The sequence below is a fragment of the Bartonella sp. M0192 genome (assembly GCF_016102305.1).
GTDB classification, from domain to species: domain Bacteria; phylum Pseudomonadota; class Alphaproteobacteria; order Rhizobiales; family Rhizobiaceae; genus Bartonella; species Bartonella apihabitans.
The window spans coordinates 855477-877420 of record NZ_JACFOU010000001.1; the positions used below are offsets into that span (position 1 = coordinate 855477).

26 protein-coding genes and 1 pseudogene are annotated in these 21944 nt (G+C 44.8%); 18 read left to right on the top strand and 9 right to left on the bottom strand.

Features of this window, described 5'->3' with window-relative positions; translation table 11 throughout:
* Positions 1 to 11: 11 nt before the first annotated feature.
* Positions 12 to 221 (bottom strand): hypothetical protein, encoded by a 210-nt coding sequence (locus H3S82_RS03755; RefSeq protein ID WP_077970470.1) that lies wholly within the window; start codon positions 219 to 221, stop codon positions 12 to 14.
* 236 nt (positions 222 to 457) lie between these two features.
* Here H3S82_RS03755 and H3S82_RS03760 point away from each other — a divergent pair, with 236 nt between their 5' ends.
* Together H3S82_RS03760 and H3S82_RS03765 are read left to right on the top strand one after the other, a co-directional pair.
* Positions 458 to 1018: an NADPH-dependent FMN reductase gene (locus tag H3S82_RS03760; protein WP_077970471.1), complete on the top strand. Its 561-nt coding sequence runs from the start codon at positions 458 to 460 to the stop codon at positions 1016 to 1018.
* A gap of 197 nt (positions 1019 to 1215) precedes the next feature.
* On the top strand, positions 1216 to 1554 hold the full coding sequence (locus H3S82_RS03765) for a hypothetical protein (RefSeq protein WP_198232558.1): 339 nt from the start codon (positions 1216 to 1218) through the stop codon (positions 1552 to 1554).
* A 165-nt stretch (positions 1555 to 1719) separates the two neighbouring features.
* Here the strand turns inward: H3S82_RS03765 and H3S82_RS03770 are convergent, their stop codons facing one another.
* A complete protein-coding gene (locus tag H3S82_RS03770) occupies positions 1720 to 2049 on the bottom strand; it encodes a TIGR01244 family sulfur transferase (protein ID WP_198232557.1) in 330 nt (109 codons plus the stop codon).
* A 212-nt stretch (positions 2050 to 2261) separates the two neighbouring features.
* On the opposite strand from H3S82_RS03770, the gene fdhD reads away from it, so the two are divergent.
* The 7 genes and pseudogenes from fdhD (at position 2262) to H3S82_RS03805 (ending at position 8606) form a co-directional block, all read left to right on the top strand.
* Positions 2262 to 3113: a formate dehydrogenase accessory sulfurtransferase FdhD gene (fdhD, locus tag H3S82_RS03775; RefSeq protein ID WP_198232556.1), complete on the top strand. Its 852-nt coding sequence runs from the start codon at positions 2262 to 2264 to the stop codon at positions 3111 to 3113.
* 542 nt (positions 3114 to 3655) lie between these two features.
* Entirely contained in the window at positions 3656 to 5749 is a 2094-nt protein-coding gene (gene flhA, locus H3S82_RS03780; RefSeq protein ID WP_077970477.1) for a flagellar biosynthesis protein FlhA, read from the top strand.
* Positions 5750 to 5761: 12 nt separating this feature from the next.
* Positions 5762 to 6529: a flagellar biosynthesis protein FliR gene (gene fliR / locus H3S82_RS03785; protein WP_077970479.1), complete on the top strand. Its 768-nt coding sequence runs from the start codon at positions 5762 to 5764 to the stop codon at positions 6527 to 6529.
* Positions 6529 to 6924: a hypothetical protein gene (locus H3S82_RS03790; RefSeq protein WP_149867406.1), complete on the top strand. Its 396-nt coding sequence runs from the start codon at positions 6529 to 6531 to the stop codon at positions 6922 to 6924. The genes fliR and H3S82_RS03790 overlap by 1 nt, the downstream gene beginning before the upstream one ends.
* A gap of 120 nt (positions 6925 to 7044) precedes the next feature.
* Positions 7045 to 7468, top strand: a pseudogene (locus H3S82_RS03795) (rod-binding protein); the annotation flags it as partial.
* 227 nt (positions 7469 to 7695) lie between these two features.
* Positions 7696 to 8145 carry a flagellar protein FlgN gene (locus H3S82_RS03800; RefSeq protein WP_077970485.1) on the top strand — a complete coding sequence of 150 codons (450 nt, stop codon included), beginning with the start codon at positions 7696 to 7698 and terminating at the stop codon, positions 8143 to 8145.
* Positions 8142 to 8606 carry a hypothetical protein gene (locus H3S82_RS03805; protein WP_198225219.1) on the top strand — a complete coding sequence of 155 codons (465 nt, stop codon included), beginning with the start codon at positions 8142 to 8144 and terminating at the stop codon, positions 8604 to 8606. The genes H3S82_RS03800 and H3S82_RS03805 overlap by 4 nt, the downstream gene beginning before the upstream one ends.
* 754 nt (positions 8607 to 9360) lie before the next feature.
* Here the strand turns inward: H3S82_RS03805 and H3S82_RS03810 are convergent.
* The 7 genes from H3S82_RS03810 to motA all read right to left on the bottom strand — a co-directional run bounded on the left by H3S82_RS03810 (position 9361) and on the right by motA (position 15017).
* Positions 9361 to 9786 carry a hypothetical protein gene (locus tag H3S82_RS03810; protein WP_077970491.1) on the bottom strand — a complete coding sequence of 142 codons (426 nt, stop codon included), beginning with the start codon at positions 9784 to 9786 and terminating at the stop codon, positions 9361 to 9363.
* A gap of 45 nt (positions 9787 to 9831) precedes the next feature.
* Complete coding sequence (flhB, locus tag H3S82_RS03815) at positions 9832 to 10902, bottom strand: flagellar biosynthesis protein FlhB (protein ID WP_198225218.1); 1071 nt, start codon at positions 10900 to 10902, stop codon at positions 9832 to 9834.
* Between the two features lie 6 nt (positions 10903 to 10908).
* Positions 10909 to 12069 carry a flagellar motor switch protein FliG gene (locus H3S82_RS03820; protein ID WP_198232554.1) on the bottom strand — a complete coding sequence of 387 codons (1161 nt, stop codon included), beginning with the start codon at positions 12067 to 12069 and terminating at the stop codon, positions 10909 to 10911.
* 27 nt (positions 12070 to 12096) lie between these two features.
* Entirely contained in the window at positions 12097 to 12537 is a 441-nt protein-coding gene (fliN, locus tag H3S82_RS11385) for a flagellar motor switch protein FliN (RefSeq protein WP_370541273.1), read from the bottom strand.
* A 128-nt stretch (positions 12538 to 12665) separates the two neighbouring features.
* Complete coding sequence (locus tag H3S82_RS03830; protein ID WP_225867953.1) at positions 12666 to 13139, bottom strand: BAB2_0123 family type IV secretion system effector; 474 nt, start codon at positions 13137 to 13139, stop codon at positions 12666 to 12668.
* Positions 13117 to 14139: a FliM/FliN family flagellar motor switch protein gene (locus H3S82_RS03835; RefSeq protein WP_198232553.1), complete on the bottom strand. Its 1023-nt coding sequence runs from the start codon at positions 14137 to 14139 to the stop codon at positions 13117 to 13119. The genes H3S82_RS03830 and H3S82_RS03835 overlap by 23 nt, the downstream gene beginning before the upstream one ends.
* 2 nt (positions 14140 to 14141) lie before the next feature.
* A complete protein-coding gene (gene motA, locus H3S82_RS03840; protein ID WP_077970501.1) occupies positions 14142 to 15017 on the bottom strand; it encodes a flagellar motor stator protein MotA in 876 nt (291 codons plus the stop codon).
* Positions 15018 to 15305: 288 nt separating this feature from the next.
* Here motA and H3S82_RS03845 point away from each other — a divergent pair, with 288 nt between their 5' ends.
* From H3S82_RS03845 to flgG, 9 genes are all read left to right on the top strand, one after another.
* A complete protein-coding gene (locus H3S82_RS03845; protein WP_198225215.1) occupies positions 15306 to 16106 on the top strand; it encodes a DUF1217 domain-containing protein in 801 nt (266 codons plus the stop codon).
* Between the two features lie 84 nt (positions 16107 to 16190).
* Entirely contained in the window at positions 16191 to 16931 is a 741-nt protein-coding gene (gene flgF, locus H3S82_RS03850; protein ID WP_198232552.1) for a flagellar basal-body rod protein FlgF, read from the top strand.
* A gap of 59 nt (positions 16932 to 16990) precedes the next feature.
* On the top strand, positions 16991 to 18370 hold the full coding sequence (fliI, locus tag H3S82_RS03855) for a flagellar protein export ATPase FliI (protein ID WP_077970506.1): 1380 nt from the start codon (positions 16991 to 16993) through the stop codon (positions 18368 to 18370).
* A 24-nt stretch (positions 18371 to 18394) separates the two neighbouring features.
* Positions 18395 to 19309, top strand: a complete 915-nt coding sequence (locus H3S82_RS03860; RefSeq protein ID WP_077970507.1) for a hypothetical protein — start codon at positions 18395 to 18397, stop codon at positions 19307 to 19309.
* Between the two features lie 424 nt (positions 19310 to 19733).
* Complete coding sequence (gene flgB / locus H3S82_RS03865; RefSeq protein ID WP_077970508.1) at positions 19734 to 20120, top strand: flagellar basal body rod protein FlgB; 387 nt, start codon at positions 19734 to 19736, stop codon at positions 20118 to 20120.
* On the top strand, positions 20120 to 20539 hold the full coding sequence (flgC, locus tag H3S82_RS03870) for a flagellar basal body rod protein FlgC (RefSeq protein ID WP_188317780.1): 420 nt from the start codon (positions 20120 to 20122) through the stop codon (positions 20537 to 20539). The genes flgB and flgC overlap by 1 nt, the downstream gene beginning before the upstream one ends.
* Before the next feature lie 4 nt (positions 20540 to 20543).
* Positions 20544 to 20732, top strand: coding sequence for a hypothetical protein (locus tag H3S82_RS03875; RefSeq protein ID WP_077970510.1), 189 nt, complete (start codon positions 20544 to 20546; stop codon positions 20730 to 20732).
* Between the two features lie 2 nt (positions 20733 to 20734).
* Entirely contained in the window at positions 20735 to 21085 is a 351-nt protein-coding gene (locus tag H3S82_RS03880) for a flagellar hook-basal body complex protein FliE (protein ID WP_077973433.1), read from the top strand.
* A 60-nt stretch (positions 21086 to 21145) separates the two neighbouring features.
* Positions 21146 to 21943: a flagellar basal-body rod protein FlgG gene (gene flgG / locus H3S82_RS03885; RefSeq protein WP_077973434.1), complete on the top strand. Its 798-nt coding sequence runs from the start codon at positions 21146 to 21148 to the stop codon at positions 21941 to 21943.
* Position 21944 lies beyond the last annotated feature (1 nt).

The following is a 21944-nucleotide window of genomic DNA, read 5'->3' on the forward strand; positions in this document are numbered from 1 at the left end:
GAAAAGCAGTGTTACCGGTTATCAACTGCAGTGTTTATCAACGGGCTATTGCCGTTCATTTCAATCAATTTGGAAAATTCGTCAACACAAATGGCAGAGATGACAACGGTTGCTGCCAGTGTAACTATAATAACCAGAAAATATTCGAATACGCTATAAACGAAATGCGACCTTCTTGTGTAAGTCGACAGTTGCAATGCATCCGAACTGTGTTTGAGCATTGTGCTTCACCTTTCAACAGACTCTGGTAGTGTCTTTCATAGTGCCCCAAAAGGAAGCTTTATCGAAATTAAAATTAAGGTCGGGAAGCGCTTTTCAGATTCATGGTTAAAAAACAATAAATTTTATTGTCAATAAAATGATGACAGTCTGTCGAACGATCTTCGTTTTGAAACATGATAAAAAAAGCCTATTTAATTAGAGAGTGCAGAACACCTAAAAAATGATAGAGGAAAAAATGACCAAACAATTCAAAGTAGCCATATTGATTGGCAGTTTGCGCAAAGAATCTTATAGCCGGAAGCTGGGCAAGGCATTTATTGCTCTTGCACCGGAAAATTTGTCTCTCGATTTTATCGAAATAGGTGATTTGCCACTTTATAATGAAGATCTGGAAACAGAGACTCCTCCGGCTGCCTGGCAAAATTTCAGAAACGCGCTGAAGAAAGTTGATGCGGTTATTTTTATAACGCCGGAATATAATCGGGCTATTCCCGGAGTATTGAAAAATGCAATTGATGTTGCTTCTCGTCCTTATGGTAAAGGCGTCTGGAATGGCAAGCCCGGTGCAGTTGTTTCCATTTCCCAAGGTGCATTGGGCGGATTTGGTGCCAACCATCAATTGCGACAGGCTTTGGTGTTCAATGACGTTCCGACGATGCAACAGCCTGAAGCCTATATCGGGAGAATTCAGGATTTGGTCACCGATGACGGGAAACCGGCCAATGATGATGCAGCCAAGTTCTTTTCAACTATAGTGCAATCATTTGGAAAATGGGTCGAGAAGATATTGCATTAATATAATAAAACATGAAGCTACTATTATAAAAGATAGTAGTTTCAGATAATTTTAATATTATATTGAATTATTTTTCATAATTACATCATATCAAAATTAATACAATTTTTCATGAAATGTGAACGGTGATTTTTTTACAAGCCTTTATATTGACCGATTTAATCCCCATATATTAATTAGACATTGGGGAGTGAAAAATGGATAATATAAATACTTTAATTGAATGGCAACCTTATCAACTGATGAATGCCGCGTTATTGGTGATTATTGTTAATATTTCTTTAGGTTTTTCTTTGTGGAAGTCACTATCAGATAGCGAATGGGCAAGATTTTTTGACATCTCGTCCATATTGACGATTGCAGGTGCTGTATCGCTCGCAATAACAATGACGCGCGTCAAAGTGGTGGACTCTCTTGTCAATATTTCCACTTTATTGCTGGCCTTTGGTATCGTGATGACTATCTTTGGCGCTATTTGCGATGTTGCCCATCGGATTAGTCTTTATCGCGACACACATTACAATAAAGAAGCGTAATGCTTTGCTTTTCTCATGAGGTCAGGCCAATCGGTTTCAGGCGCTGAAATATATGCTATCGCAGGAATTATGCTATTGTTAGTATTATTCCACCGCCAGTTATCGTTGGATTGATGATTTCCAAAATGTCGGAAAAGCCGAAAAACATGAGGGGGAGAAGCAGGCTCAGTCCTTTGCGAGGTGATAAAGTGTTTGAGCCCGGTGTCCGGATTTACAATAAGCAAGAACCGGATATTCGCATGTCTTTAAAGCGTCTCTCATAGAGGCAATGCTTTTCTGTTCTATATTCGGGGGTGTCACGGGAATGTAATAGCTTGTGAGGCCATGAGCTTTGGCAACTTTTTCAATAGAGGCAAAAGTTGGCTGATTTTGCTGTTCATTATCGGGGCGGTTACAAATGATTGTCTTGAAGCCGGCTTTGGCAAGTTCGTCAACAAAGTCTTCCGTAATCTGCCCACAGACGAAAACGCCATCATCAATTTCGGTCAAGTCCATCAGAAATTCACTCTCTAAAATATATTCATTGTCACGTGTTCATGAAAATATTCTGTTGCCGGAACCTTGGCAAGCACATCTCCAACTTATAAAACATCAAAATTGAAAGCGGCCCCACGGTTTTGGTAATAGATGAATATGACCGATAAGTCTGAACAGAATGGCGTTATATGGCGGGTCAAGCAATTTTATTCGAAATGAATGACGGTTAAATGACTATTTTGAAAAAGGCATGTTCTGTCGAAGAAAAGACGGATTCAAAATTCAGTGATACAATGCTTGTTGATGCGGAGGTCGTTTCAGCAAGCGACGGGAAAAGACAACAGATCGAGAAGACTGTTGCCGAAGAAGTGCCGATTGCGCTTTCTTACGATGGTACAACGCAAGCCGTTTTGATGGCGTCCCCCGATGATCTTAGAGACTTTGCCTATGGCTTCAGTCGGACCGAAGAATTCATTAATGATCCGGATGAGATTGAAAATATCGATATTGTCCCACTATCGCGCGGAATAGATGTACAAATCGCTTTACGCGTTGACCGGCGTGATGCGTTTCGCAAACGCCGCCGTTCTATGGCAGGCCCTGTCGGTTGCGGTCTTTGCGGCATCGAATCAATTGACGCGGCAATGCGTGAAATAGACAAGGTAAAACGGACAGATATCCATTTTGATCGGGATGAAATTTTTAACGCAGCACGTGAAATTTGCGGAAAACAGATTCTGAACAATGCAACAAGAGCCGTTCATGCCGCCGCTTTTTATGAAAAAAATAAAGGGATAATTGCAATTCGTGAAGATGTTGGCAGGCACAATGCGCTGGATAAACTTTGCGGTCATCTGTTTTTAAATCGCAAGGATGTCAGTTCCGGTTTTGTTGTGGTAACCAGCCGCCTGTCAGTTGAAATGGTACAAAAAGCTGCAGTTTTGGGCGTTTCTACACTGGTTGCTGTATCGGCAGCAACGGCCGAAGCCATTCGAATAGGTCAAAAATGTAATATGACTTTAATTGGTCGCACGAGAGAAAACGACTTCGAGATTTATTGCGGCAAAGAATGGATCATCTAATCCATCTCCCGTCGCAACTCGTCAAGCATCGGCCCGAATTGGCCGCATGCGAAATACTATAGCGCACATATCATTCACGCACGCAAAAAATTGTAATCTCAGTTCAAACCCATTACTGCAAAAGCGATTGCAACATTCGTGCTAACAATCATCATGGAATAGAATACTGCGATTTTCATCATATCAGCCATAACTTCACCTCGAATATTTCTGTCTATCACGATACATTACAACACGTAATATAACAATGTGTTACAATTCGGGCAATTGCATAAAGTTCCCAAAAATTTTTTTATTTTCCGGTTTTTTCCGATATTTCCGGCAGTTTTTGGGGAACTGCCTTTAACTTTATCTAGGACAATTGCCTTTTTTCTATCACTTTTAGGCCTCGTTGGTTACTAATTTGTAAAATTTCGTGAGCAAGACAAAATTTTTGACCACCACCTTCGCGCAAGCTTCGTTTTCTATTTTTGTGGCAAGAGTAAAAAGCCACGACAATTGTGATCACATTGTCACGCTTTTTTTGCGTTAAGGAGATCAACGTGCAGCAAAGTGCCGTAAACGCGATTGGCAAAAGCAGTAAGTTTTCCGGTAGTGATATTGGTTTCGCTGCCGGTATTGTCATTATATTGACCGTTTTGTTCTTGCCTGTTCCTTCATTCGTGCTGGATATGGGGCTGTCATTTTCGATAGCTTTTTCGGTTTTGATTTTGATGGTGGCGTTATGGATTCAACGCCCTCTCGATTTTTCGGCCTTTCCGACTGTGTTGCTGATTGCAACTATGCTGCGTTTGTCTCTCAATATTGCAACAACACGTGTTATTCTTACCCACGGTGATGAAGGCTACACGGCTGCCGGCCACGTTATTCATGGTTTTTCACAATTCGTGATGGGCGGCGACTTTGTCATCGGTCTCGTTGTTTTCGCAATTCTGATTATTGTAAATTTTCTGGTTATCACCAAAGGTGCAACACGTATTGCTGAAGTCGGTGCACGTTTCACTTTGGATGCTATTCCAGGTAAACAGATGGCAATTGACGCCGATCTTTCTTCCGGTTTGATAGATGAGAAGCAGGCTCAGGTTCGCCGTCGCGAGCTGGAGGAAGAAAGTTCCTTCTTCGGTTCTATGGATGGTGCTTCCAAATTCGTTCGTGGTGATGCCGTTGCCGGTCTTATCATTACGGCAGTCAATATTTTTGGTGGCATTGTCATTGGCGTTACCCGTCATGGCATGGATATTTCACAGGCTGCCGATGTTTTTACCAAGCTTTCGGTTGGTGATGGTCTGGTAACCCAGATTCCTGCTCTTATCGTTTCTCTTGCTGCCGGTTTGCTGGTTTCCAAGGGAGGAACACGAGGGTCAACAGAAAAAGCGGTTTTTGGCCAGTTGGGTGGTTATCCGAAGGCCTTGTTTGTGGCTTCAGTGCTGCTTGCTGTTTTGGGCTTGATGCCGGGTTTACCTGCTTTTCCATTTTTGACCATTGCAGCACTTCTTGCCGGAATCGGCTTTTCGATACCGCGGCGCCTACAACGTCAGGCTGAAGAAGAACAAGCTTTGAAGGCTCAAGCCGATGCAATCGCTGAAAAAGAGGAAAGCCAGTCTGTCAAAGCTTCTCTTGAAAAACCGGCAATTGAACTTACTTTGGGTAAACAATTGGCAACCCGTCTTTTGCCTCACCAGACAGAGCTTGCCAACCGCGTTGCCAAAATGCGTCGGAAATTTGCAACCGATTTCGGTTTTGTTATTCCTGAAATCGAAGTGACCGACGACTATAAAACACCGCCGAAATCCTATCAGATCAAATTACACGGGACAGTTGTTGCTTCCTATGAAATGCGCATTGGCGATGTGTTGGTTATGCTTGGCGAAAAACCGGCACCGAATCTTCCCGGTGAGGAAGTCCGTGAACCGGCTTTCGGAATGCGTGCTTTTGCAACGTCTGAAACTTTCCGTTCCGAACTTGCACGCGAAGGATATATGGCTGTTGATAATCTTTCGGTCTTGCTCACCCATTTGAGTGAAGTATTACGGAATAATCTTGCACAATTATTATCTTATAAAGATATGCGCATTCTTCTTGAACGTCTGGGACCGGAATACCGCAAACTCCTTGAAGAAATTTGTCCTGCACATCTTTCTTATTCCGGTTTACAATCGGTTTTGAAATTATTGTTGGCTGAACGTGTTTCGATTTGTAACCTTGACCAGATACTTGAAGCGATTGCCGAAATTGCTCCTCATGTTCGTCGTGCCGAACTGATTGTCGAACATGTCCGGATGCGTATGTCGCAACAGATTTGTGGCGATCTGTCAGATAATGGTGTATTGAATGTTTTACGTCTCGGCAGTCATTGGGATCTGGTTTTCCATCAGGCCTTGAAACGGGATTCAAAAGGCGAAATTGTCGAATTCGATATCGACCCGAGAGAACTTGAAAAATTTGGTACAGAGGCTACAAATGCTATTCGCAAACATATGGAGAAGGGCGAAAGATTTGTTCTTATCACTTCGCCGGAAGCCCGTCCTTATGTTCGCATGATTATTGAACGGTTGTTTGCGACCCTGCCAGTTCTTTCGCACGCGGAAATTGCCCGCGGTGTCGAAGTCAAGACTTTGGGGACGATCTCCGATTAAAAGGAATAGGACATGTCCTTTGCACTTTTGCCCATTGATCAGCTGGTGATTGTCGCCATGTTGATCTTTGCGCGTGTGGGGGCATGTCTGATGTTGATGCCGGGCATATCGAGTGCCCGTATTCCGATGAATTTCAGATTGTTTTTAGCCATCGCCTTTTCCTTGATCATGGTACCGCTTTCAGGTTCCAATTTTACAAACATTGCGCAAAATCCGACTTTGGCAACTTTGCTGAGCGGCATAATCAGTGAATCGCTCATAGGCGCTACATTCGGCGTTATTGCTCAGGCCTATATGTGGGCTTTGCAATTTATGGCCAATATTATTGGCATGTCGATCGGCTATTCCGGACAACCGGGTACGAGTGTGATTGAATCCATGCCCGAAACACAGGTTGCCAATATGATCACAATCGGTGCGTTGATGTTGTTTTTTGCGGCCGATCTTCATATGGTTGTCATTCGCGGGTTGATGACATCCTATCAAATTATCCCGCCTTCGTTAACGCCGGAACCGCAATCGGCTTTAATCGATTTTCAGGATGCATTATCACAAACATTTCTGACAACATTGCGTATTGCTTCGCCGTTCATTATCTATTCCATATTGGTCAATATCGCTGTCGGGCTGATCAATAAACTGACGCCGACAATTCCGGTTTATTTTATTTCCATGCCATTTGTTATGTTCGGTGGTCTTTTGCTTATTTATTATCTATTGCCGGAAATATTAACATTTTTCGGGGCAGAATATGCTTCATGGTTGAACAGGGGGCCCTGATGCCAACATCAAGCCAACGATATGCAAGATTATTAAAAGCACAAAAACTGGTGAAGGCACGTGATGAAGCCGAACTCGAGGGGACACAGAACCAACGTTCGGCGTTATCCGATGAAGACAAATTTCTGTTTTCTCTCATGGAAAATGGCTCTGCTTCCAGTTTGTTCGATCCGATGATGGTTGCCAAACGCCTTGATAAAAATGCACGAAAAGAAGCCATTCTTGATAATCTCATTGCCCAACAAAGAAAAACACTGTTGCAGTCGTCGCGCCGGTGCGACGTAATCGACGAGAAACGTAAAGCTGCCGAAGAAGCAGAAGAGCGCAAAGAAATGGCCAAAATGCTTGAAGAATATGTTGCGGCAAAAATCGTCAAAGACACCAGTTTGGGATAAGCTTTGTTCAATATAGTAAATCATGAGGAAAAACGGTCCTGATCATTTTTAAGGAAGGGACGGGTTTCCCGGCAATTGAGGTGCCTGATTTATCGGGCATATGCTATAAGAGGACAAATAATGGCCATTCAACCACCTTCAGACTTGGTACTTGATGTGTCAAGAGCGGCTGATCCTCTCGAATATAGAGCTTCGGTCGAAAAGTTGCGTAACGCGCAAAGTGCGGTGCGTGCTGCAAATCAGCAAATAGCGGACGGCGGTTTTTCCGAGTTGGCAAGAACGAATGATAGCACAAGTCCGGTTTCCCAATCCGGCCAATCTGTCAATCAGGTAAAGATAAAAGAAAAATCGGCAAATGCCGATCATACCGAGGCATACAAAAAGTTTGAAGCTTTTATGTTGCAATCCTTTATCCAGAATATGTTTACGACAGATACACCGTCGGTTTTTGGTAAGGGACAAGCCGGGGAATATTGGAAATCCATGATGGCTGAATCAATGGCCAAGGAAGTGGCTGACCGCGGTGGAATTGGCGTTGCGAAAATGCTCGCTCGCGATGAAGAGATCAAGCAAGGTAAAGTTCCGGAAGTTGGCAATCAGGAAATGGGAGCTGCTTTTGGTCAACTTGCCCGCTCCGACCAAAATACACAAGCCACAGTCGATAATATTGTTCACAACCACGATATTAACTTCGTGCGTAAACAAATGACTAAAAATACTTAAACGTTTTATAACAATTTATGATAACATGCTCGATCAAAGGAGTTTCACATGTCTTTAGCTGAGCAATCGGGTGAACAGAATCCGGCCGTGGTTCCGGCGAAAGTGCACATTGATGATCCCGCCGCGCGGGATGTCGCTTTGGCGAGGTTTGCAGCCGTTGTCAACTCTCTTGAAGAGGTTGTCGATTATGAAACAGATGCACTCGAAAAGCATCAAAATCCGGACTATAACGACATTAATGCCCGTAAAGCTCGCGGTTTGCGTGATTTGAACCAGTCCATGGCAGATGTTGCCCGTTATTTCGATAATGTGGTGGAAAGTAAAGTAGAGACATTGCTGGGTGGTTTGAAAAAGAAACTCGAGCGGAACAGTGAATTATTGAAAATTCACCTCGAAGCTGTGACTGAACTTTCGCAAATGATGCAGGAAGCGGCGCGCGAACAGGAAACAGACGGGACTTACGATCCTTTCACAGTCAATAGCGGGCAGTACAAATGATAAAAACCGTTGCCATTGGCTTATGGGTTTGCATTATCGCTTTGGGCTCATTGATGCTGGCTATCAAGATAGGGTCAGAACCTAAAGCCGTGGCAGCAACAGAAGATACAGCTCCTACCATCGACTATGACCGCACAGACGTTATGAGTGTCCCTATACTGGCCGATGGCAAAGTAAACGGATATATTATCGCGCAACTTGTTTATACAGTTGATTCAAAAGTCAAAAATAAGTTGACTGTTCCTTTGGGGCTATTTGTGAATGACGAAGTCTTCAATGCTTTTTTCGGTTCCTATTCGGATACAAAACAAATAGAACGTATAAAATTCGAGGATGTGAAACAAAAAATTATTGACGGCGTCAATCAACGCTTTCCGGAACCTGTTATTAAAGATCTCATGGTCGAACAGTTCAATTATATACCTGCCGATCAGGTTAGAGATATGAATAAAGTAAAATAAAAAATAATTGTATCGTATAGTTTATATTTTTGTAAAAACAAATTTTAAAAACGTATATATTATATTCAATAAACTTGGTTAAATGAATTTTTAATTCATAAAAATATTGGTTAATATAGAAATTAATATTGAATAGGAATATTATAAAGAGATATTTTATTGATATAAAAATTCATATGGACATACCCGATTTTAGCAGTATTTTCCCGATATATCCAATTTTTTGTGATGCCAATTATTTTTTTCACTCCGTTCGAAATGAATGAGTGGAGAGGGCGTTAACATTTCAAAAAAATGAAATATAAGGGCATTAATAGTAATGCCATTAGTCTGATTAACTAGCAAAGAAAACTGAAATCCGATTGCAATGCATCGGTATTCAATCTCATCAATATTCTTTTGGCACTTTGATTGGTTTCTCATCAATGCGACAACCAATCTCTGATCTCTTTTACGTTCTTTTCTCTTGTTAATATTTTTTATTCTGTTAGCCGGCTGACAAAAGCAATCGCAAAGAAGGTACTCGGTTTATCATAGAAGTTTGTAGACAGCATCAATATTCGACAATAAATGACATTAAAAATGGAATGGGAATCCGAAAAATCTGGAACGAAAAAGCAAGCCCGCAATTGGCAATTGCGGACGGCGGAAATGTGAACGTGATGTTATTTGCTATGTTAGCATAAGTCATTTTTGATAGAGGGAGACTAAAAGGGCATGAACGGCGCCTTTTAGTCACGTAAAAAAATTAGACTTATTTGTTTGCAGATTTTCTCAGCCGTGCATTGTTCAAAGCATCGATCAACTGTCTTGTATCGGCTTCATCATCCTGCGGGTTTTCGAAGACAACATTGTCAAGCTCTATGCCGAAGCCTTCGGGCGACATAATAATGTGGAAATATGCTGTTACACCATCATTTGAAAATTCCATGTCCAGCGTAATCGTCGGCGGAGTATTCCAATCAAGTTGATAATTGCCACCATTGGCAAAGCGCACTGTATGTGGATAGAAATGAAGTTCTGTTGCAGCGTCGATGATGTCGCTGATATTGGCAAAATGTTCGTCATGGATAAAAACGATAAAATCGGCCGGATCGACCAGTTTCAGTTCGGGAATAATTCGCGCGACTTGTTTTGCGATCATCATTTCGCGCATTTCGTGTACGTCATCTTGATTCATTTTATTTCACAACAACTATAAAAGATAAGGGCTGCATTAGTTTGTTTAATGTATTTTCTGACTGTTAATATAGCGGATCAATTCCGCTACGGCTTGATAAAACTCTTGCGGTATAACCTGATTGACTTCAACCTGTTTATAAAGGGCGCGGGCAAGCGGTATGTTTTCAATAACGGGTATGTCGTGTTCGACAGCAATCTCCCTGATGCGCAAAGCCAGAATATCCTGTCCCTTGGCGACAACCACAGGAGCGAAATCAACCGGTGGCTTATAGCGTAGCGCAACGGAAAAATGGGTCGGGTTGGCAACGATAACTGTGGCTTTTGGAACATTCGCCATCATTTGTCGACGAATACGATCGCGTGCGAGTGAACGCATACGCGCTTTGACCATCGGGTTACCTTCGATTTCTTTTTGTTCATCTTTCAGTTCCTGTTTTGTCATACGCAATTGACGCCGCCAATTGAACCGTGACCAAGCAAAGTCAAACGCGGCAATTGCGACAACAGCTACAGAAAAAGAGATTAAAAGTCGGGCAACTTCCGAACGTATATATTCCGGCAAAGCCGAGGCAACGGTTCCTAAAGCGTCCGTAAAGACCGTATTGCCTTTGAAAAATGACAGATAGACTATGAGGCTCACACCTATCAGCTTTGCCAACGATTTTAAAAATTCGACAAAACCGGATTTGCCAAAAATACGGCTGAATCCGGCAGCCGGAGAAATGCGGGAAAATTGTGGTCGAATTCTTTCGCCAACAATGCGCGGTGTATTCTGCACCATCGAGGCTGCAATGCCGATAACGGGAATGATCACAAGTATCGGGACGAGAGCAAGTCCGACATGGCCTCCCACCAAAAGCAGTAAATGTTTAACGTCTTCGGCCCCATTGAGACGCCAGCTTTCGGGCCGCTCAATCCATTGTACGAGGAAATTCGAAAGCTTGGACATTGCAGGAAAAGCGATAAAAATGGCAATCATGCTATAGCCGACAAGGCCGGCAAAAGTGGGCAATTCCCGGGAAAAAGGAAGATTACCTTTTTCTTCGGCCTTGCTTATTTTGTGCTCGGTCGGTTCTTCGGTCTGACTTTCCTTGTCGGGTTTGTCCTCAGCCATTTATTATCATTCTTTCGGCTTTTCCTCCCCCTTGGCTTCATCAGCCGGAGGAGAGGCATTATTTTCCGATTTTGCATCACCGCCAGCCTGATTTTCCGACTCATCGGCTGCCAGACTGATTTTGCCTTCCCCTGCAAGTTTGATTGCCTGTTGCGCAATCGTGCGACGGGCATTTGTAATGTCGGCTTGTGTTATCATGTCGTTAGGTGATTTCAGTTCGGCTTCCACCATGCGGCGGCTACGCTGTGATAACGAGCTGAGAATAGTCTCGACCGTTGCACTATCAGCGTTCCGTAAAGCAGTGATGATAACATCCGACGGGATGTCATCGAAAAGCAACAAACGTGCACGCGACGAAAGACGAGGAATATCTTCGAAGACAAAAAGTTTCGATTTGATTTTTTCGAGATCTTCCGGATCAAGACCGTCAAGACTTGCCAACATCTCGTCGATTTCGCTCTTGTCGAGCTGATTGAGAATGTTCGCCACCTCGCCATAATGTGATTGTTCGGCAGCTTCGTTTTTCTTCATCAGAACGGGTCGTAAAGCTTTATCGAGAAGTTCGTCGACAACCGGTAGAACGGCACGTAAATGTAGCGTGCGGTAAATAATATCTCCGCGTTCGGCCATGGTCTGGAGAAGCAGCAATTTTGCAGAAAGATCGGAAGGAAGTTTCGAAACAATATAGGCGATGACTTGCGGATGTTCCTGCGAGATGTGGTCCTGCAATTCTTCTGCAGACATTTTGCCCATGATCTCCCACAGGCTTTCCTCGGGAATAGCGGGCGTTGCATTCGGATCAAGCACAGCCGCAGCTTCGTCTTCGGGAAGTGTTTCCTGAACGAGATTGTCAAAACGCTCGCCGGCTTGCGAAAAAGATACCCCTTCGGCAAAGGCATCTTCGAACTGGTGCACCAGAACATCGAAATCGGCAAGACTGATATTGGGAAGTGTATGGGCTTGTCCACTCAAACGGCGAAGATCATCGGGCGAAAAATGCTTGAGTATTTTTGCCGCTGCAGGTTTACCCATAGCGACGAGAAGGGCAGCAACTTTCTGTTGTCCGGTCAGGCCGTCGATAATCGAGGACGAAGTTTTCCTTGCTGCCACCGTTGGGGCGGCAGGTCCCTCTTTTGCTGATGGATTTTCCTGTTCCGATGACGCCATAACTGTCTTTCAAATATATTTAAAAAGTTATTTGCCGATGATTTCCGTTAAGCTTACCCCAAAACGGGATGAATCATCTTCCATGACGATGACTTCACCGCGCGCGATGACCCGTCCATTGACGACAATGTCGACTGGGTCGCCGATTTGTTTGTCAAGTGTGATAACCGCTCCACGTCCGAGATCCATCAATGTTGCAACCGGCATTGTGGTACCGCCCAGAACAACCTGAACCTCGACAGGAATACTCATGATAAGATCGGCATTACTTGCGGAACTTGCAGATTCGCTTGGCTGTGCCTGGGTATTGTGTTTGGCGGCGTTTGCGCCAAAGGCGGCGCCTCCACCAAAACCGGCTCCTGCCGGCTTTTGTGGATTGGCTCCGAATTGACCTGTATTGCCCGGATTGGCACCACCAAATGGTGCTGCGCCGCCTGCCGGAGCGTTCGGTTTGAAACCGCCTGGCATTGCAGTGCCCGCTGTTCCCGGACGTGGTGGCATAGTCGGCTTGGCTCCCATCGGAGGCGGGGTCGTTGTCGGTTTCGTATCGTCTGCCATTATTTCACCGTTTCATTACAGCCCAAGGCCGTTTGCGATTAAAATTGTACTCTGTTGCCAAGATCCGATTTATGAACTCTGCGTTGGACAAAAACCGGCAGACCGTTATTCTGCATTGTTTGCTGATTAACCGAATGGGTTGTCGGGGCAGAATTTGTTGTGGGTCCATGCGACTGGGCAGTCAATATACCACGAAGACGGTTAAAATCTCCTTGCAACTGATTGCGGATTGTTTCCATATGGGCAACCGAACGGTCAACTTCGCGGCGGATCCGTGATGACTCGGTGATGCGTGCATCGAGTTTCTTGTTCTCATCCCGAAAATCCTGATGTTCTTCTCTGAGCGCCCTGACAGCGCGATCAAGGCTTGATGTTGCAGCATGAACCTGTTCGGCCAATTGACGCCCGAGACGAATGGTACTGGCCAATTTGCGTGATGTAATGACAAATACACCGACAGATGTCATCGCAAGAACGGCACCTATAATATTAATTATGAACCAGTTCATCATACATTTCCTCTTCTTCATCAATCGGGTCGGTAACCCGTACAGAAAAATTCGATCCCACTTTGCCCAAAGAGCATTTGTAAAGCGGTTTGTCGCCGCTGCGCAATCTTACCTGCTTAACGGCATTTGCCGGTAATGGCAGGACTTGTCCTACTTCGATATGCATCAAATCATTCAAGGTCATCGAGCCTTCAATGATATAAGCTTCAATCGCTACATGAGCCCGGCTGACTTCCTGACGCAAACGCTTGGCCCATAATGGATCGGTTCGCGTCGAAGGTGCCCGCAAAACTCTGGTAACGGCCTCCTGGATCGGCCGGTGACAACTTCTCGGCATAAGCAGAGTAAGGGTTGTTTCGACCTCTCCGGATTTGAACGAAAGGACACAGGAAAACATCCTTAATTGCTGGAATTCTTCCATGTCGAATTGTTGCGCATCCGTCGTTTCTTTATAGTTAAAAAGCGTCCCGTCACCATTCCCGAAAACATCATCCATTGCCAGAGATAAAACTTTGGCCAATGTCTCTCCTGTTCGCGTTTCAACGGCACTGAACGGCCGACCATTGCGGTTGAGAATCGCCGGTTCGGGTGCTCCGAAAAAGGCGTCTGTTACAACGCTTACAAGATTTGCATCCAGAACAAACAATACGTCACCACCCCACTGGTCTGCTTCGAACCTGACAACCAGCGTATCCCCCGAGATAATTTGGGGTAATGCGTCGGCTTTCAAAGTGTCGAGCGATTTAATTTCTATGGTGAATGTAGCAGACGTATATTGCGCCAACCTTGCGCTCAAATTTGTTGCTGCATCGCCAAATACATGTTGAAACGACATAAGGTCGTCGCTCGACAGCCCAGCAGCACGCAAAATATGCTCGGCCAAAACATCTTTTTTCTTTTCTTCCACTGTTTCTCCGGCAGCAGTGCTCGCGGCAGAAGCGGCGGGTTTTTGGTCACTTGTTGTGGCATTTTTAGTCGTGTTGCCAGGGGTTGCTTCCGACATCTTTATGCAGCCTCTTTACTTGAAGGTTGGCCGGAAATGGCTTCCTGCTCGACCACGTCAATTGTCGGACGGTCTTTTGCAGAAATCGTTTTGCGTCCATATTCAAGGGCAATTTGTGGCATTGCACCATTCATGTAAGCCAGAAGTGTCTGTTTTATCACGGTATAAATACGAGTTTTCTTGCCACGAACAAGCTTGATTTTCGACGCAATCGGAGCAAACACGGCATAAGCAAAGAAAATACCGCCAAAAGTACCGACCAAAGCTGCACCGATATAATGCCCCAAAACCTCCGGTGATTCATTCAGATGGCCCATCGCTTTAACAACACCGAGAACGGCCGCAACAATACCAAGAGCAGGCAAAGCATCGGCTACTGTTTGTAAAGCCGAAGCGGATTTGAGCGCATCCTGTGAAATGGTATGGATTTCCTCATCCATCAAAGCCTCGATTTCGAAAGGACGGGCATTTCCGACAAGTATAAGACGGCAGTAATCACAAATAAAATTGGTGATTGAGTCATCTTTCAATATTGTCGGATATTGTTGAAAAATGGCAGATTCTTTCGGATTATCGAAATGGCCTTCAACTTCCGACCGTGATTTTGAACGCATTTCGCGCATCAAGGCATAGAGAAGGCCGAGTAATGAAAGATAGTCCTTTTGTTTGGGAACAGCTTCTTTCATTGCCTCCAAGGTGGCTTTCATCGTGTCTTTTATAACAGAAAAAGGGTTGGCAATAATAAATGTGCCGAATGCAGCACCTAGAATGATCACAAATTCCCAAGGCTGCATAAGAACAGATACATGCCCCCCCATTGCCATAAAGCTTCCGAGGATACAGCCAAGTGCAATCGCTAATCCGAGAATAACACCCAACGCAAACGCTCCTATGTCTTAAGTCAACTAATCTATAGAATGATGGCCTTGCGTGAAACTTGCCAGATCAAAATCTATAATTCAGTCATGACATTATCGCAAGTTTCTTGCCAGAACGCTAAAAAACAGACATTCTTGATATTATATTATATTTATAATGACTGTTATGCTATTATCCATAATAAATATGATGACGACAACAAAACAGTCATGAGCTGTTGTAACGGTGAATTCAGTTTCGGGCAAGTTTCATCCGCTACATAACAATTACTGAGGAAAGGTAATCCTATGATTGGCACTTATGTCAGCTATAGAAGTACAATTGATAATATGTCAAAGACGCTTGACAGGGTTATGAGTGAACCCAATGTCAAGCGCGAAACAGACTATTACACTCAGAACATAAAAAGCGTAAAAACAGTTGACGATTTTCTTGGTGATACGCGCCTTTTCAATTATGCGATGAAGGCTTATGGCCTTGAAGATATGATCTATGCCAAAGGCATGATGCGCAAGGTTCTAACCGATCCCAAGTATGCCGCAGATCTGACGGATAAACGTTATCAACAATTCGCCGCTGCTTTCAACTTCAACGCATATGGAGATAAGGCCACTTCTCAGGACAGTGCAACAAAAGCTGCAGTCAATAAATACATGCAGCAGACACTGGAAACAGAAGTGGGTGACCAGAATGAAGGTACGCGTCTTGCACTTTATTTTACGCGTACTGTTGGTGGCATGGCTAAAAATGGCAGCTTGTCAAAAGATGAGTGGGCTTACCAGATCATTGCGGATAAAGCACTTGCAGAGGTTGTCTATACGGCTCTTGGTATTCCCGACAGCGTGCGCGGTTCCGATGTCGACGCGCAAAAACGACTTCTCGAACAGAAAATGAGCTTTGATGATCTGGCTGACGCGACAAAATTGGAAAAATTCATCGGCCGGTTTTCGGCAATGTATGATGCCAAAAACCAACCGCAGGTAAGTCCTGCATTAACTCTTCTGCAGAGCACAAATACGGGGAGCACATTCGGTTTTTCGAATGCCTCGATGATTGCAATGCAGTCGCTTAAACCGGGCGGCAATTGATCATAGCGCTTTTTGCGTTGATCTTTTGTCCGCCTCATTGGAAGCCAGACGTCGTGACACTGTCTGGGCAAGAAAGGACAAAGATTGATGCAAAATCCGATCTATGTTGGTGTTTCGGGGCAAATCAGTTTAGAAAGGCGCATGGAAACCATTGCGCGTAATATGGCCAATGTAAACACAACAGGTTTCCGGTCGGAAGAGATGAAGTTTGAATCTCTTGTTTCCCCTGTTGCCCGCGACAATAACCAGAACGTTAATTTCAGTAGCGCCGGAAAAACTTATATCTCGACCAATCGTGGGCCGGTTACGCAAACCGGCAATCCTCTTGATGTCGCCGTTAATGGCGATTCCTATTTTTCACTACAAACGCCGAATGGTCAGGTCTATACCCGTGACGGGCGTATGGTTATGACCCAGGAAGGTGGGCTCGTATCGGTTCAGGGATATCCGTTTCTGGATAATGGTGGTGCACCCATACAGATTGATCCCGCAAACGGCACCCCGCGCATTGCTGCCGACGGTGCAATTTATCAGAATAATTTGCAGGTAGCAGCTATCGGTCTTTATCAATTCCAGCCGGACAGCAATCTGCATTATGGCCCCAATGCTTCCGTAATTCCTGACAAGGCACCTATTCCGGTTCAAGGTGATGCGGCAAACGGCGTTGTACAGGGCTTTCTGGAAAACTCCAATGTCAATGGTGTTGTCGAGATGACCCGTCTTATCGAAGTTTCAAGAGCTTTCGAACGTGTTGAAGCTATGATGCGTCAGCAGGAAGAAAGAAGTTCGCAGGCAATTCAGACTTTGGGTGGTAAAAACCAATAACAGATAATCAGGACTGAAATTTCAGCCGCTTGAGATTATCATTTTTGTGGAAAAATTTTATGGAACAGAGCCCGGAAGAAAATAGTGATCTTGGTATATCCCGTACGAATGCCTTGTCTTTGCTCGTTGCTTTTGCCGAACATGAAAAACGTCAACAGTCGCCTTTGGTCAGCAAAGGCGGTTTGGTGAGTGATGTTTCGCGCGTTGCTGTCGAAGCACGCGGGCTTTCCGATGATGTTGCGCTTGGTGATAGTGTCCTGATCGATTGCGGACACAACATGGCGCGCGGAGAAATCATTCGTGTGAATGAAGATCATGTGTTGATCAAGCCTTACGATGAAACTCTTGTTCCGGCGCTTAATGCATCTGTATTTGCAAACGGGCCTTTGCTCGTTTCTCCCGACAAATCATGGAAAGGTCGGGTGGTCAATGCATTGGGAGAGGCCATTGACGATTTGGGGCCTGTTGCTACAGGTCCCGGAAAAATGCCGGTTGAAACGCAGGCTGTACCAGCCCTTAAAAGGGCACGGGTCGGTAAAGGATTGCGCACAGGCGTTAAAGTTATTGATATATTTACGCCGCTCTGTTTCGGCCAGCGTATCGGTATTTTTGCCGGTTCCGGTGTTGGTAAATCAACATTATTGGCAATGATGACCTCAACCGATGATTTCGACACAGTGGTCTTGGCATTGACCGGAGAACGTGGTCGTGAAGTTCGCGATATGCTTGACGATACGATGAAGGGAAAGCTATCCAAAGTTGTCACAGTCGTTGCGACAGGAGACGAAAGTCCGATGATGCGCCGGTTAGCGCCGGCTATGGCAACGACAATTGCCGAATATTTTTGTTCCTTAGGTGACAATGTATTATTGATGGTCGATTCCATTACCCGTTATGCGCTGGCTGCCCGCGAGGTGGCAATTGCGGCTGGTGAACCACCGGTTTCCCGCGGTTTCCCGCCAAGTGTGTTCAGCGATCTGCCGCGTTTGTTGGAACGCGCCGGTCCGGGGCCGGAAGGAAAAGGGTCAATTACCGGCGTTTACGCGGTTCTTGTTGATGGTGACGACCATAATGATCCGATCGCTGATGCTATTCGCGGTATTCTTGACGGACATATTGTGCTCGACAGAGCAATAGCAGCACAGGGCCGCTATCCGGCAATTGATATTCCGGCTTCAATTTCCCGTTTGGCACCGCATAGCTGGACTCCCGAACAAAAAAAGCTCGTAAGAAGTTTGAAAGAGATGATTTCACGCTATGAAGAAACGCGCGATCTACGTGCTATGGGTGCCTACCGTCCCGGATCGGATCCGGTTCTTGATCAGGCGGTGGTTATGGTGCCGAGAATTTACGATGCTATGAACCAGTCACCGGATACGCCGGTTCCCCGCGATCCTTATGATGATCTTGCCAAAGCCCTGAAAAATCAGTCCGCCTAAAAACGGCGCAGGAGAATTTCAATCATGACTGATATTACAAATTTTGGTTCATCCTTTCCGGGCTTTGGTAGCGAAACCTATCAAAAGTTCAGTGGTTTCAGGATGAAAAATCTGGCCAATAAAAAACGCAGCGATGCCACGGAACAAGAATTGGCAAAACTGTTGTCTGATCTCGAAAATATTGAAACTGATCGAGTAAACCAGAATAATAGGGAAAAAAATAAAGGTCAGTGGTTTTTATCCTGGCGTAATCCCGACGAGCTTTCGCCAATCGGCGCCAGCACAAATGGAGTTGCTGAGGACAAAAAGCATATTGGTGTTTTCAAGAGAGTGATTGCGGCAATATCTGCCGGTGTAGCAGGGCTGCAGGCATTCACATTTGCAAATTCGGCAGCAAGTTCATCGACAGGTGTGTTTTTTGGAATTTTCAGTTCTGTTGATTCCATGTTGCGCGCCATGGGGGTTGCTATGGCAATTGGCTGCGGCAGTTTGCCATTTGTTGTTTATGCGTTCCAGATTGGTGGACAGGGCGGGGCAGGTGCATCCGACAATAAGCCGGCAGCGGTAGGTACATTCAAACCTCATGATGGCTGGTACAAGCGCTCGCATTTCGAACTTGTCGATCGCGTCGATCCTTATGCTACGCGTGACTATGATTCAAAGAAAGCGATTATGTCAAACGGACGGGGGCTTCCAAAAAGCGAAAATCCTGACAAGACAGACGGAAGCTTGAAACCGACAGCTCCAAAGTCGAAACCCTATGTTGTCAAAGACGTTGTCAATGGAATGGCAATGATAGAATATGATCAGGGGTATTGGTTCGCAAGACCCGGCAGCAAACTTCCTGATGGAAGTTATTATGTCCGTGTTATGAAAGATAGCGAAACCGGTAAAGTTGCTCTCAAGACCTCGAAAGGAATAATTCCGGTCAATCAATAAGTTGCCGGTCAATCAATAAATTGAATATGAAGCCTTGAGAAGCACAAATTATCACAAAAGCCATATTTTGCCGAAACTGTTAGGTAAGTCATTTGAAGGGAAGACCTTTTCGGTAAGATGGCGCTGGTTCTTCCGTTTTGTTCTATTCTTGGGTTTCCTTTCAGAATTTAAAATGCGCTTGAGGGCGCTATCCGATATATGAAGAGAGCGATCCGGTAAATGAAATGTGTTAGATGAAGTTTTTGGGTGAAGATTGACAAAATTCATTGCTTTAGCGCCACCGGATTCTTAAAAACAGGTTTTGTTTTTATGATAACTCATTGAAATATTTTATATATTTATATTTTTTAAAAAACATTTCAAACGCAAGTCTCGCGCAAGTTTAAGGGCCTATTGTTTATTCTGTTCAATAGAGTATACGACAATGGGTCCGGTAAATCTTTTCGATATAGCAAATAAACAAGCAGACTGGTTGGCAACGCGCCAAAAGACTGTCGCGAGTAACGTTGCTAACGTTAATACTCCCGGATACAAAGCGCGTGACGTAAAAGACTTCGCTGCAATTCTCAACAATGATACCATGGCAATGGCTGTAACAAACAGTAAGCACATGGATGTCACGGATAATGGCATGGAATCCCATGCAATGCGGCCTGAAGATACGATTGAAACCACCCATTCCGGAAATAATGTCAATCTGGAAGAAGAAATGCGTAAAGGTGGTGAAATCGGCCAGCAAATGTCACTCAATACCGTTATCGTAAAAGCCTTTCATCGAATGATGATGGCTACCGTTAAAGGAGGATCGTGATCATGTCTGATCCACTCGTTGCAGCCGGCCGGGTCGCAACAACAGGGCTTGCAGCCCAATCAACCCGCCTTCGTATTATTGCTGAAAATATGGCCAATGCGAATTCGACAGGAGATACTGCCGCAGCAAATCCCTATCAACGCAAGACAGTCAGTTTTGAGGCCGCTCTTAATCCTTATGCCGAAGCTCAAGGCGTAGAAATTGCCCGTATTTCCACGGATAAATCACCTTACATTGTCAAATATGAACCGGGTCATCCGGCCGCCGATGCTAATGGTTATGTGAAATATCCGAATGTGAATGCAATCGTTGAAATGGCAGATATGCGTGAAGCAAACCGGTCTTATGAAGCAAATCTACAAGTTATTCGTCAGGCCCGGGATCTCGTATCCCAGACAATTGACCTGCTGAGAGGTTAATAAGTTGAAAACCATAATTATAAATAAAGATGAAAATCTTTCGAAGCTTGAAGAACAATTGAGTAATAATGAGATCAATATCAAAGGCCAGACTATAAAGATTAGCGATGAAAGTAGCTATAAAGCCAATCTCGAAGTTATCTGCCGCTCTGCACATTTGCTTGCAAGTGCACTGAAAATGACGGGGATTTGATGATGATACAGTCGTTAACATCAGCAACAACACGTGCCGCTCTTGAAAGGTTGGGGCAATCATACGGCTCTAATGCCAGCCAGACAACTTCATTAGACACGCAAGCTACAGGTCAGGCTCAGGGTGTAAAAAGTCCTAGTTTCGATCAGGTACTCGCTGAAGTTAGCGGCGCCGTCGGAAACAATCTTGAAAAGGCCGAAAGCCTTTCAATGCAAAAAATGGAAGGTGGCGACGTGTCGGTTCGTGAAGTTGTCAATTCGGTAATGGATGCCGAACGTTCATTGAACACAGCAATTGCCATCAGAGACAAGATCGTTCAGGCCTATCTCGAAGTTAGTCGTATGCAAATTTAACCGGTTGGTTCGGGTAACACTTGAGCAAATGAAAGAAATAAAGGGAAAAGTCCAATGGTTATGAGATCTTTATCAATTGCGGCCACCGGTATGAACGCCCAGCAGACCAATCTTGATGTGATTGCAAACAACATCGCAAACATCAACACCACTGGTTATAAACGCTCCCGCGCCGAATTCAGTGATCTTATGTACACGACAGATCGCGCTGTTGGCGTCCCGAATATGATGAATGAAGCAACTATTCCAGAAGGTGCCATTGTCGGTCTTGGTGTTCGTACTGCTGCCGTTCGCAAAAACAATATGCAGGGTTCATTCGTCCAGACAACCAACTCGCTTGATTTGGCAATCCGTGGACGAGGTTATTTTGAAATTCAGGATCCGAATGGCAACACGTTTTATACCCGTTCGGGTGCATTCAACCTGAACGAAAACGGACAGGTTGTCACCCTTGATGGCAATCTCGTCCAGCCGGTTATTACTGTTCCGAACGAACTCGGCAAAAACGGCATTATTACAGTGAGTGCAGATGGTCGCGTAACCTATCAGCCGGATGCCGATGCTGCTCCGGTTGAAGCCGGCCGTCTCAACATGATCAATTTTACCAATGAAGCAGGCCTCGAGCCGGTTGGTGACAATCTTTTTCGTGAGACACAGGCTTCGGGTGCACCTATTGCGGGTAATCCGGGTGAAGAAAATTATGGCACGATCATGCAGGGCTATCTTGAAGCTTCGAACGTTGATCCGGTGAAAGAAATTACCGAATTGATCGCGGCTCAACGTGCTTATGAAATGAATTCGAAAGTTATTCAGGCCGCAGATGAAATGTCGGCAGTTGTTTCGAAGAACTTAAGGTAAT

What these genes read in the sequence shown, in the direction of transcription:
- H3S82_RS03755 (WP_077970470.1), bottom strand. Translation starts at nt 221, where the DNA reads ATGCTCAAACACAGTTCGGATGCATTGCAACTGTCGACTTACACAAGA.
- H3S82_RS03760 (WP_077970471.1), top strand. Translation starts at nt 458, where the DNA reads ATGACCAAACAATTCAAAGTAGCCATATTGATTGGCAGTTTGCGCAAA.
- H3S82_RS03765 (WP_198232558.1), top strand. Translation starts at nt 1,216, where the DNA reads ATGGATAATATAAATACTTTAATTGAATGGCAACCTTATCAACTGATG.
- H3S82_RS03770 (WP_198232557.1), bottom strand. Translation starts at nt 2,049, where the DNA reads ATGGACTTGACCGAAATTGATGATGGCGTTTTCGTCTGTGGGCAGATT.
- fdhD (WP_198232556.1), top strand. Translation starts at nt 2,262, where the DNA reads ATGACTATTTTGAAAAAGGCATGTTCTGTCGAAGAAAAGACGGATTCA.
- fliR (WP_077970479.1), top strand. Translation starts at nt 5,762, where the DNA reads ATGTCCTTTGCACTTTTGCCCATTGATCAGCTGGTGATTGTCGCCATG.
- H3S82_RS03790 (WP_149867406.1), top strand. Translation starts at nt 6,529, where the DNA reads ATGCCAACATCAAGCCAACGATATGCAAGATTATTAAAAGCACAAAAA.
- H3S82_RS03800 (WP_077970485.1), top strand. Translation starts at nt 7,696, where the DNA reads ATGTCTTTAGCTGAGCAATCGGGTGAACAGAATCCGGCCGTGGTTCCG.
- H3S82_RS03805 (WP_198225219.1), top strand. Translation starts at nt 8,142, where the DNA reads ATGATAAAAACCGTTGCCATTGGCTTATGGGTTTGCATTATCGCTTTG.
- H3S82_RS03810 (WP_077970491.1), bottom strand. Translation starts at nt 9,786, where the DNA reads ATGAATCAAGATGACGTACACGAAATGCGCGAAATGATGATCGCAAAA.
- flhB (WP_198225218.1), bottom strand. Translation starts at nt 10,902, where the DNA reads ATGGCTGAGGACAAACCCGACAAGGAAAGTCAGACCGAAGAACCGACC.
- H3S82_RS03820 (WP_198232554.1), bottom strand. Translation starts at nt 12,069, where the DNA reads ATGGCGTCATCGGAACAGGAAAATCCATCAGCAAAAGAGGGACCTGCC.
- fliN (WP_370541273.1), bottom strand. Translation starts at nt 12,537, where the DNA reads ATGCCAGGCGGTTTCAAACCGAACGCTCCGGCAGGCGGCGCAGCACCA.
- H3S82_RS03830 (WP_225867953.1), bottom strand. Translation starts at nt 13,139, where the DNA reads ATGATGAACTGGTTCATAATTAATATTATAGGTGCCGTTCTTGCGATG.
- H3S82_RS03835 (WP_198232553.1), bottom strand. Translation starts at nt 14,139, where the DNA reads ATGTCGGAAGCAACCCCTGGCAACACGACTAAAAATGCCACAACAAGT.
- H3S82_RS03845 (WP_198225215.1), top strand. Translation starts at nt 15,306, where the DNA reads ATGATTGGCACTTATGTCAGCTATAGAAGTACAATTGATAATATGTCA.
- fliI (WP_077970506.1), top strand. Translation starts at nt 16,991, where the DNA reads ATGGAACAGAGCCCGGAAGAAAATAGTGATCTTGGTATATCCCGTACG.
- H3S82_RS03860 (WP_077970507.1), top strand. Translation starts at nt 18,395, where the DNA reads ATGACTGATATTACAAATTTTGGTTCATCCTTTCCGGGCTTTGGTAGC.
- flgB (WP_077970508.1), top strand. Translation starts at nt 19,734, where the DNA reads ATGGGTCCGGTAAATCTTTTCGATATAGCAAATAAACAAGCAGACTGG.
- H3S82_RS03880 (WP_077973433.1), top strand. Translation starts at nt 20,735, where the DNA reads ATGATACAGTCGTTAACATCAGCAACAACACGTGCCGCTCTTGAAAGG.
- flgG (WP_077973434.1), top strand. Translation starts at nt 21,146, where the DNA reads ATGAGATCTTTATCAATTGCGGCCACCGGTATGAACGCCCAGCAGACC.